Origin of the sequence: Ramlibacter sp., from assembly GCF_013697775.1 — a bacterium.
In the GTDB taxonomy this organism is placed as follows: domain Bacteria; phylum Pseudomonadota; class Gammaproteobacteria; order Burkholderiales; family Burkholderiaceae_C; genus Ramlibacter.
In genome coordinates this window covers 1-8,919 of the sequence record NZ_JACCWG010000049.1, presented here as the reverse complement: position 1 = coordinate 8,919, position 8,919 = coordinate 1, and the positions used below count along the sequence as shown (strand labels likewise).

The window sequence follows — 8,919 nt, the reverse complement described above, 5'->3', positions numbered from 1 at the left end:
CTGCGCACCTCGGGCAGGAACAGGCGCACGCGGAACACCGAACCCTGCCCCGGCGTGCTGAGGGCCGTCAGCTCGCCGCCCATCAGGTCGGTCAGCATCTTGGCGATGGTCAGCCCCAGGCCGGCGCCGGGCACCGCACTGGCAGCGCTGTTGCCGCGCGCGAACGGCTCGAAGATCTGTGCCAGTTCGCCGGCGCTCAGGCCCGGGCCGGTGTCCTCGATTTCGATGTGCGCCATTTCGCGGGCATGCCGCACGCGAAACACCACCTGGCCAACGGCGGTGAACTTGATGGCGTTGCCCAGCAGGTTGATCAGGATCTGGCGCACCCGCTTCTCGTCGGCGCGCACCACCTCGGGCAGCGCGCCTTCCGCGTCGAAGCGGAACGCTAGGCCCTTGCCGTTGGCCTGCAGCTCGAACAGCGCGGCGAGCTCGTGCATGAAGTCGGCGAAACCCATCGGCTTGACGTCCAGCGTGAGCTTGCCCGATTCGATGCGCGCGATGTCCAGCGTGCCTTCGATCAGCGACAGCAGGTGCTCGCCGCCGCGCTTGATGACGTGCACCGCATGCCGGCGGTGCGGCGGGAAATCCGCGTCCTCGCCCATCAGCTGCGCATAGCCCAGGATGCTGTTGAGCGGCGTGCGCAGCTCGTGGCTGATGGCGCTGATGTAGCGGCTCTTGGCCTGGTTGGCCTGCTCGGCCTGCCGCCGCGCGGCCTCGGCCAGCAGCCTGGCGTTCTGCAGCGCCTCGTCGGTCTGGCGATGCGAGTCGATCTCGCGCACCAGCAGGTGGGTCTGCCGGTTGGATTCCTCCTGCGCCACCTGCCGGCTCTTGTGCGCCAGCACCAGCCACCAGGCCACGATGCCGGCCAGCAGCAGCACCGCGAGATACGCCTTGAGAAAGCCCGAACGCAATGTCGCCATGGCCAGGCCTTGCGCGTCCACCAGGTCGGCCAGGGCGCGCATTTCCTGGCGGTACAGCAGGCCGAACAGCGCGGCCAGCAACGGTGCGATCACCAGCATCAGCAAAAGGAAGTGGCCCAGGCCCGTGTCCAGGTACGGACCCACGCGCTTGGGAAGCAACCAGCGCAGCGTGGCCGACCACTGCGCGGCCAGGCTCGCGTGCGGCTTGCACAGGTCGCCGCAGCGCGCGTCCAGCGTGCAGCACAGCGAGCAGATCGGCCCCTGGTACGCCGGGCAGTGCGCCATGTCCGGGCCTTCGTATTCGCGCTCGCAGATCGTGCAGTGTTGGGCTTGGCCGTCCAACACTGGCTGCGGCTTGCGCGCGATGTAGTAGCGGCCCTTGGTTGCCCACGCGATCAATGGCGCCGTTGCGAAGGCCACGCCCATGGCGATCAATGCCGAGAACGCCTGCGCCATGGGACCGAACACGCCCAGGTGCGCGCTGATGGAGAGTGCCGACGCCAGCGCCATCGCGCCGACGCCGACCGGGTTGACGTCGTACAAATACGCGCGCTTGAACTCGATGCCCTTGGGCGAGAGGCCCAGCGGCTTGTTGACGACCAGGTCGGCCACCACCGCCATGATCCAGGCGATGGCGATGTTGGAGTACAGGCCCAGCACGTCGCCCAGCGCCTGGAACACGTTCATCTCCATCAGCATGAAGGCGATTAGCGTGTTGAACACCACCCACACCACCCGGCCCGGGTGGCTGTGCGTGAGGCGCGAGAAGAAGTTGGACCAGGCCAGCGAGCCGGCATAGGCGTTGGTGACGTTGATCTTCAGCTGCGACACCACCACGAACAGCGCCGTGGCCGCCACCGCCAGCCCGTACTGCGGGAACACGTATTCGTAGGCCGCCAGGTACATCTGGTTGGGGTCCACCGCGCGGTCGCGCGGCACCATGTGGCTGATGGCCAGGTACGCCAGCAGCGCGCCGCCCAACATCTTGAGCACGCCCAGCACCACCCAGCCCGGCCCGCCGGCCAGCACTCCCAGCCACCAGCCGCGCCGGTTGGCCTGCGTGCGCGCCGGCATGAAGCGCAGGTAGTCGGCCTGTTCGCCCATCTGCGTGATGAGCGCGATGCCGACGGTGAGTGCCGCACCAAACAGGCGCAGGTCGAACCCGGTGGACGCGGCTTTCTCCCCGGCGTAGTGCGTGATGCCATTGAATGCACCAGGATCGCGCACCAGCACGTAGCAAAACGGCACCACCAGCATCACCAGCCACAGCGGCTGCGTCCACATCTGCAGCCGGCTGATGGCCGACACGCCGTGCGTGACCAGCGGCACCACCACCAGCGCGCAGACGAGATAGCCCCAGCTGGGCGGAATGTTCAGCGCGAGTTCCAGCGCATAGGCCATCACCGCCGCTTCCAGCGCGAAGAAGATAAAGGTAAAGGAGGCGTAGATCAGCGAGGTGAGCGTGGAGCCGATGTAGCCGAAGCCGGCGCCGCGCGTCAGCAGGTCCATGTCCACGCCGTAGCGTGCCGCGTAGACGCTGATCGGCAGGCCGGCCCCGAAGATGATGAGCCCCGTGGCGAGGATGGCCCAGAAGGCGTTGACGAAGCCGTACTGCACCAGCAGCGTGGCGCCCACCGCTTCCAGGATCAGGAACGAGGCCGCGCCGAACGCGGTGTTGGCCACGCGGAAGGTGGACCACTTGCGAAAGCGCTGCGGCGTGTAGCGCAGCGCATAGTCCTCCATGGTCTCGCGCGCCACCCAGTTGTTGTAGTCGCGCCGCACCTTCACCACGCGCTGCGGCGCGTCGGCGCCCTCAGGCGCGGCGGGCAGGATGGGAATGGTGCGATTCACGGTTCCGAAGTGCAGCTTCCGTGCCACCAGATCAGGCACGGCCCTTGCACTAAGATGGTTCGCACCCCGCCTGCCGCAACCATGGAACTCACTCCCCGCGAAAAAGACAAGCTGCTGCTATTCACCGCCGCCCTGCTGGCGGAGCGCCGCAAGGCGCGCGGGCTGAAGCTGAACTACCCGGAAGCGGTGGCGCTGATCTCGGCGGCCGTGATGGAAGGCGCGCGCGACGGCAAGACCGTGGCACAGCTCATGAGCGAAGGCCGCGCGGTGCTCACGCGCGCCGACGTGATGGACGGCATCGCCGACATGATTCCCGACATCCAGGTGGAAGCCACCTTCCCCGATGGCACCAAGCTCGTCACCGTGCACCAGCCGATCGTCTGACCCGAGGAGACCGACACCATGACCTTGCGCGCATTCCTGTGCACTCCGCTGGCCGCTGTCGCCGCGATGCTCGCCGCCGCGCCGGCCTGGGCACATCCCGGCCACGGCGCCGCGTCGGACATTCATTGGCATCCTTCGGACACTTACGGCTTCATCGTGGTCGCCGCCCTGGCCGGCCTGGCGCTGTGGCTGTCCAAAGGCGAATGAGCGGACCCACGCCATGACCCCCGGCGAACTGTTCACCGACAGCAACGACCACGCGCTCAACCCGGGCCGCCGCACGCTCGTGGTGGTGGTGCAGAACAGCGCCGACCGGCCGATCCAGGTCGGCTCGCACTACCACTTCGCGGAAACCAACGGCGCGCTGCAGTTCGACCGCCATGCCGCGCGCGGCATGCGGCTGAACGTTGCCTCGGGCACCGCGGTGCGCTTCGAACCCGGCCAGCAGCGCACGGTGGAACTGGTGGACTTCGCCGGCGACCGCATCGTGTACGGCTTTCGCGGCCTGGTGCAGGGGCAACTTTGATCAACCGTTCGGGCTGAGCCTGTCGAAGCCCGCGCCTGCAATGCCCTTCGACAAGCTCAGGGCGAACGGAGAGAGAAAGCGATGGCAACCATCGGACGACGCGCCTATGCGGAAATGTTCGGCCCCACCATCGGCGACCGGGTGCGGCTGGCCGATACCGAACTGGTGATCGAGGTCGAGGACGACTACACGCTGCGCGCCGGCGGCTACGGCGAGGAAGTGAAGTTCGGCGGCGGCAAGACCATCCGCGACGGCATGGCGCAAAGCCAGCGTACGCGCGCGCAAGGTGCCGTGGACTGCGTGCTGACCAACGCGCTCATCGTCGACCACTGGGGCATCGTCAAGGCCGACATCGGCATCAAGGACGGCCGCATCGCCGGCATCGGCAAGACCGGCAACCCCGACGTGCAACCGGGCGTGGACATCGTCATCGGCCCCGGCACGGAAATCATCGCCTGCGAAGGAAACATCGTCACCGCCGGCGGCATCGACAGCCACATCCACTTCATCTGCCCGCAGCAGATCGAGGAGGCGCTGGCCTCCGGCGTCACCACCATGATGGGCGGCGGCACCGGGCCGGCGACGGGCACCTTCGCCACCACCTGCACGCCCGGTCCGTGGAACATCGAGCGCATGCTGCAGGCAGCCGACGCCTTCCCGATGAACCTGGGCTTCCTCGGCAAGGGCAACGCCAGCCGGCCCGAAGCACTGCACGAGCAGATCGGCGCCGGCGTGATCGGCCTGAAGCTGCACGAGGACTGGGGCACCACGCCCGCGGCCATCAGCAACTGCCTGGACGTGGCCGACGCCACCGACACGCAGGTGGCGATCCACTCGGACACGCTGAACGAATCGGGTTTCGTGGAGAACACCATCGCCGCCACCAAGGGGCGCGGCCTGTGCGCCTTCCACACCGAGGGCGCGGGCGGCGGCCACGCGCCGGACATCCTGCGCGTGGTGGGCGAAGCCAACTTCCTGCCCTCGTCCACCAACCCGACGATGCCGTACACGGTGAACACGCTGGACGAGCACGTGGACATGCTGATGGTGTGCCACCACCTGGACCCGGCCATCCCCGAGGACCTGGCCTTCGCCGAAAGCCGCATCCGCAAGGAAACCATCGCCGCCGAGGACGTGCTGCACGACCTCGGCGCGATCAGCATGATGTCCAGCGATTCGCAGGCCATGGGCCGCGCGGGCGAAGTGATCCTGCGCACCTGGCAGGCGGCGCACAAGATGAAGGTGCAGCGGGGCTGGCTGAGCCCTTCGACAGGCTCAGGGCGAACGGTGAGTTCAGAGCGAGCGGTGAATCCAGAGCGGACGGGTGCCGCCCCGGACTCCGTTCGGGCTGAGCCTGTCGAAGCCCTGCAGCGCAACGACAACTTCCGCGCGAAGCGCTACATCGCCAAATACACGATCAACCCCGCCATTGCGCACGGCATCAGCCATGAGGTGGGCAGCATCGAGGCCGGCAAGTGGGCCGACCTGGTGATCTGGAAGCCGGCCTTCTTCGGCGTGAAGCCGGCCCTGATCCTCAAGGGCGGCTTCATCGCGATGGCGGCCATGGGCGATCCGAACGCGTCCATTCCCACGCCGCAGCCGGTGCATTACCGCCCGATGTTCGGCGCCTTCGGCGGCGCCGTCGCCAAGGGCTCGCTGACCTTCCTGTCGCAGGCCGGCCTGAGCGCCGGCGTGGCCGAGCGCTTCGGCCTGAACAAGCAGGTGAGCGCGGTGAAGAACATCCGCAACGTGCGCAAGCAGCACATGGTCCACAACGGCTACACGCCGAAGATGGAGATCGACGCGCAGACCTATGCGGTGCGCGCCGACGGCCAGCTGCTAACCTGCGCGCCGGCCAGCGTGCTGCCGATGGCGCAGCGATACTTCCTGTTCTGACGTTCTTTTCCTTCCAGGAGATTTCCGATGCTGCCTGATACGCCCCTGCTACTCGCCTTCATCGGTGCGAGCCTGGTGCTCGCACTCACGCCCGGCCCGGCCGTTGTCTACATCGTCACGCGCACGCTGGCGCAGGGCCGCACCAGCGGGCTCGGTTCGGTGCTGGGCGTGGCACTCGGCAACCTGGGCAACGCGGTCGGCGCGGCGCTGGGACTGGCGGCCCTGTTCGCCGTGTCGTCGGTCGCGTTCACCGTCGTGAAATGGGCGGGCGCCGCCTACCTGGTTTATCTCGGCATCCGCATGTGGCTCGCCGCGCCGGCCACCGCCGACGCCAAGGCCGCGGCAACGGCGCAGCCGCTGCGGCGTGTGTTCCGCGACGGCTTCCTGGTCGCCCTGCTCAACCCCAAGACCAGCCTGTTCTTCGCCGCCTTCCTGCCGCAGTTCATGGACGCGCACGGCAGCCCGCTGGCCCAGACCCTCGCGCTCGGCTGCGTGTTCGTCGGCATCGCCAGCTGCACCGACCTGTTCTATGTGCTGACGGCCAGCCTGATGGCTCCGCGGCTCGGTCGCGCGGCGAAGCACGCGGTCTGGGGCAACCGGATCGCCGGCACCTCGTTCATTGGCCTGGGCGTGCTCACGGCGATGGGCAGCCGCCCCTCGCGCTGAGTCCACAGGCTCGCACCATGCTCGTCGTCGGCAAGCTGCTCACGCAAGGCCGCGGGCTCGCGCCCGCGCTGCTCAGGCGCGCCGCCACCGTGGAGCTGGACTGGGACGTGCGCCAGAAAAGCCGCTTCGACGCCACCGATTCGCAGGGCCGCCATCTGGGCGTGTTCCTCGCGCGCGGCACGGTGGTACGCGGCGGCGACGTGCTGGTGGCCGAAGACGGCTCGCTGGTGAAGGTGATCGCAGCGCCCCAGCCGGTGCTGGTGATCACGCCCTGCGCCGGGCACGGCACGCCGTTCGACCTGGTGCGCGCGGCCTACCACCTGGGCAACCGCCATGTGCCGATCGAGCTGAAGCCGGACCACCTGAAGATCGAGCCGGACCACGTGCTGGCCGACATGCTGCGCGCCATGCACCTGACCGTGGTGGCGCAGGACGCGGCCTTCGAACCCGAGGGCGGTGCCTATGGCGCGCATGGACACAGCCATCACGACCACGCCCATGGCGAACACGACCACCCCCACGGCTGACGCGGCGCTGCTGCGGCTGATCTGGCTGGCCTCGCCGGCGCTGCCGGTGGGCGGCTTCTCGTATTCCGAAGGCATGGAGTCGGCCATCGACGCCGGCCTGGTGACCGGCGAGGACAGCGCCGGCGCATGGTTGGTGGACCAGCTGCACCTGGCGCTGGCGCGCGCCGACCTGGCGGTGCTGGCGGAGGCCCTGCGCGCCTGGCGTGAAGGCGATGCGGCGCGCATCGCGGAACTGGACACCTGGGTGCGGCAGACGCGCGAGACATCCGAGCTGCGCCAGCAGACCACGCAGATGGGGCGTTCGCTTGTCGCCTGGATGCAGTCCTTTCACCCCCGCCCCGTTCGGGCTGAGCCGCCCTTCCCCGTTCGCCCTGAGCTTGTCGAAGGGCTTGCGGCAGGGGCTTCGACAAGCTCAGCCCGAACGGGTGTGGAGGACCCAGCCCGAACGGCGGCCGAGCGAACGGACTATTCCTACCCGATCGCCTTCGCTCTCGCCGCGCAAGCACATGCCGCCAACGACCGCGGCACCCTGCTCGCCTTTGCCTTCGGCTGGGCCGAGAACATGATGCAGGCCGCCTTGAAGGCCGTGCCGCTGGGACAGAGCGCGGGCCAGCGCATCCTGCTGCGGCTGGCCGGCGAGATTCCGCAAGCGGTGGACCACGCGCTCGCCCTGGGCGACGACGCACGCCAATCCTTCGCACCGATGCTGGCCATCCTGTCGGCACGCCACGAAACCCAATACTCCCGACTGTTCCGATCATGAGCGCACAGCTGCACCACATTCCCCGCCGCACCAAGACCCTGCCGCCGCTGCGCGTGGGCATCGGCGGGCCCGTCGGCTCCGGCAAGACCACCTTGCTGGAAATGCTGTGCAAGGCCATGCGCGACCGCTACGACCTGGTCGCCATCACCAACGACATCTACACCAAGGAAGACCAGCGCCTGCTCACCGTGAGCGGCGCGCTGGCGGCCGAACGCATCATGGGCGTGGAGACCGGCGGCTGCCCGCACACCGCGATCCGCGAAGACGCGTCGATCAACCTGGAAGCCATCGACCGCATGCTGGAAGATTTTCCCGACGCCGACATCGTGTTCGTGGAATCCGGCGGCGACAACCTGGCCGCCACCTTCAGCCCCGAGCTGAGCGACCTGACCATCTACGTGATCGACGTGGCCGCCGGCGAGAAGATTCCGCGCAAGGGCGGCCCCGGCATCACCAAGAGCGACCTGTTCATCATCAACAAGACCGACCTGGCGCCCTACGTCGGCGCCGACCTCGGCGTGATGGAAGCGGACACCCAGCGCATGCGCCGCGGCCGTCCGTACGTGATGACCAACCTGAAGACCAAGGCGGGGCTGGACGACGTGGTGCGCTTCATCGAAACCAAGGGGCTGCTGGTCGCGCAATAAAGTGGTTGAATCGCGCAATGGAGCACCCCGCCGTCCTGCGACTGGCCCGCCACACCGATGCGGGCGCCATCGCGCAAATGGCGCGCGAGCTGATCGAAGCCGGCCTCACGCCGCGCTACACGGCGGTGCGCATCGCGCGCCACATCGCGGACGCCGACACGGTGGCCCTGGTGGCGCAAACGCCCGGCGCCGCCCCGCAGGGTTTCGCGCTGATGGCGTTCGGCGACGACCACGCGCACCTGGTGCTGCTGGCGGTGCAGCCGGCCGCGCGCCGCCAGGCACTGGGGCGCGCCCTGCTGCAGTGGCTGCTGGCCTCCGCCGAAGTCGCGGGCATGGCGTCGGTCGCGCTCGAGCTGCGGGCGGACAACGACGGCGCGCAGGCGTTCTACCGCGCGCTCGGCTTTGAAGCCACCCTGCTCATGCCCGGATACTACGAGGGGCGCGTCGATGGACAGCGGATGGTGCGCATGCTGCGCGCGCCTGGCGCGGTGCCTAGCACGCCATGGGGCTTGCGGACCAACAACCGTTCACCCTGAGTTGCGGACGGAACGCCCCCCGTTCACCCTGAGCTTGTCGAAGGGAGCGCTCAAGAACAGGGGGATCCAGGATAGGTTCTAGTGTGGTGCGCGCCTCTGTTCTGTACTTATCGTGAGATCGCAGCCAATGCAGCCTTGGCTCTGGTGACCTTGGCCAGGATGTCCGAAGCACTGGCTGTCCAGATGAATGGTTTGGGGTTGTC

General features: G+C 68.2%; 9 protein-coding genes and 1 pseudogene. 9 read left to right on the top strand and 1 reads right to left on the bottom strand.

What is annotated here, in order from left to right; all coding sequences use genetic code 11:
* Positions 1–2,663, bottom strand: a 2,663-nt coding sequence (locus H0U68_RS03030) for an ATP-binding protein (RefSeq protein ID WP_296352687.1), incomplete at its 3' end; no start/stop codon positions are given.
* 189 nt (positions 2,664–2,852) lie between these two features.
* Between H0U68_RS03030 and H0U68_RS03025 the strand changes: the two genes are divergently transcribed.
* The 9 genes and pseudogenes from H0U68_RS03025 (at position 2,853) to H0U68_RS02985 (ending at position 8,716) form a co-directional block, all read left to right on the top strand.
* Positions 2,853–3,155: an urease subunit gamma gene (locus tag H0U68_RS03025; RefSeq protein ID WP_296352686.1), complete on the top strand. Its 303-nt coding sequence runs from the start codon at positions 2,853–2,855 to the stop codon at positions 3,153–3,155.
* A gap of 18 nt (positions 3,156–3,173) precedes the next feature.
* Entirely contained in the window at positions 3,174–3,362 is a 189-nt protein-coding gene (locus H0U68_RS03020) for a hypothetical protein (protein WP_296352685.1), read from the top strand.
* 13 nt (positions 3,363–3,375) lie between these two features.
* Positions 3,376–3,681 (top strand): urease subunit beta, encoded by a 306-nt coding sequence (locus H0U68_RS03015; RefSeq protein ID WP_296352684.1) that lies wholly within the window; start codon positions 3,376–3,378, stop codon positions 3,679–3,681.
* An 81-nt stretch (positions 3,682–3,762) separates the two neighbouring features.
* Positions 3,763–5,577, top strand: coding sequence for an urease subunit alpha (locus H0U68_RS03010; protein ID WP_296352683.1), 1,815 nt, complete (start codon positions 3,763–3,765; stop codon positions 5,575–5,577).
* 27 nt (positions 5,578–5,604) lie between these two features.
* Positions 5,605–6,243 carry a LysE family translocator gene (locus tag H0U68_RS03005; protein WP_296352682.1) on the top strand — a complete coding sequence of 213 codons (639 nt, stop codon included), beginning with the start codon at positions 5,605–5,607 and terminating at the stop codon, positions 6,241–6,243.
* A gap of 17 nt (positions 6,244–6,260) precedes the next feature.
* Positions 6,261–6,764 (top strand): annotated as a pseudogene (gene ureE, locus H0U68_RS03000) (urease accessory protein UreE); the annotation flags it as partial.
* Complete coding sequence (locus H0U68_RS02995; RefSeq protein ID WP_296352680.1) at positions 6,742–7,533, top strand: urease accessory UreF family protein; 792 nt, start codon at positions 6,742–6,744, stop codon at positions 7,531–7,533. The pseudogene ureE and the gene H0U68_RS02995, both read left to right, overlap by 23 nt.
* Entirely contained in the window at positions 7,530–8,180 is a 651-nt protein-coding gene (ureG, locus tag H0U68_RS02990) for an urease accessory protein UreG (protein ID WP_296352679.1), read from the top strand. The genes H0U68_RS02995 and ureG overlap by 4 nt, the downstream gene beginning before the upstream one ends.
* A gap of 17 nt (positions 8,181–8,197) precedes the next feature.
* Positions 8,198–8,716 (top strand): N-acetyltransferase, encoded by a 519-nt coding sequence (locus H0U68_RS02985; RefSeq protein WP_296352678.1) that lies wholly within the window; start codon positions 8,198–8,200, stop codon positions 8,714–8,716.
* Positions 8,717–8,919: the final 203 nt, after the last annotated feature.

Coding starts and splice junctions, on each gene's coding strand:
- H0U68_RS03025 (WP_296352686.1), top strand. CDS start 2,853: ATGGAACTCACTCCCCGCGAAAAAGACAAGCTGCTGCTATTCACCGCC.
- H0U68_RS03020 (WP_296352685.1), top strand. CDS start 3,174: ATGACCTTGCGCGCATTCCTGTGCACTCCGCTGGCCGCTGTCGCCGCG.
- H0U68_RS03015 (WP_296352684.1), top strand. CDS start 3,376: ATGACCCCCGGCGAACTGTTCACCGACAGCAACGACCACGCGCTCAAC.
- H0U68_RS03010 (WP_296352683.1), top strand. CDS start 3,763: ATGGCAACCATCGGACGACGCGCCTATGCGGAAATGTTCGGCCCCACC.
- H0U68_RS03005 (WP_296352682.1), top strand. CDS start 5,605: ATGCTGCCTGATACGCCCCTGCTACTCGCCTTCATCGGTGCGAGCCTG.
- H0U68_RS02995 (WP_296352680.1), top strand. CDS start 6,742: ATGGCGAACACGACCACCCCCACGGCTGACGCGGCGCTGCTGCGGCTG.
- ureG (WP_296352679.1), top strand. CDS start 7,530: ATGAGCGCACAGCTGCACCACATTCCCCGCCGCACCAAGACCCTGCCG.
- H0U68_RS02985 (WP_296352678.1), top strand. CDS start 8,198: ATGGAGCACCCCGCCGTCCTGCGACTGGCCCGCCACACCGATGCGGGC.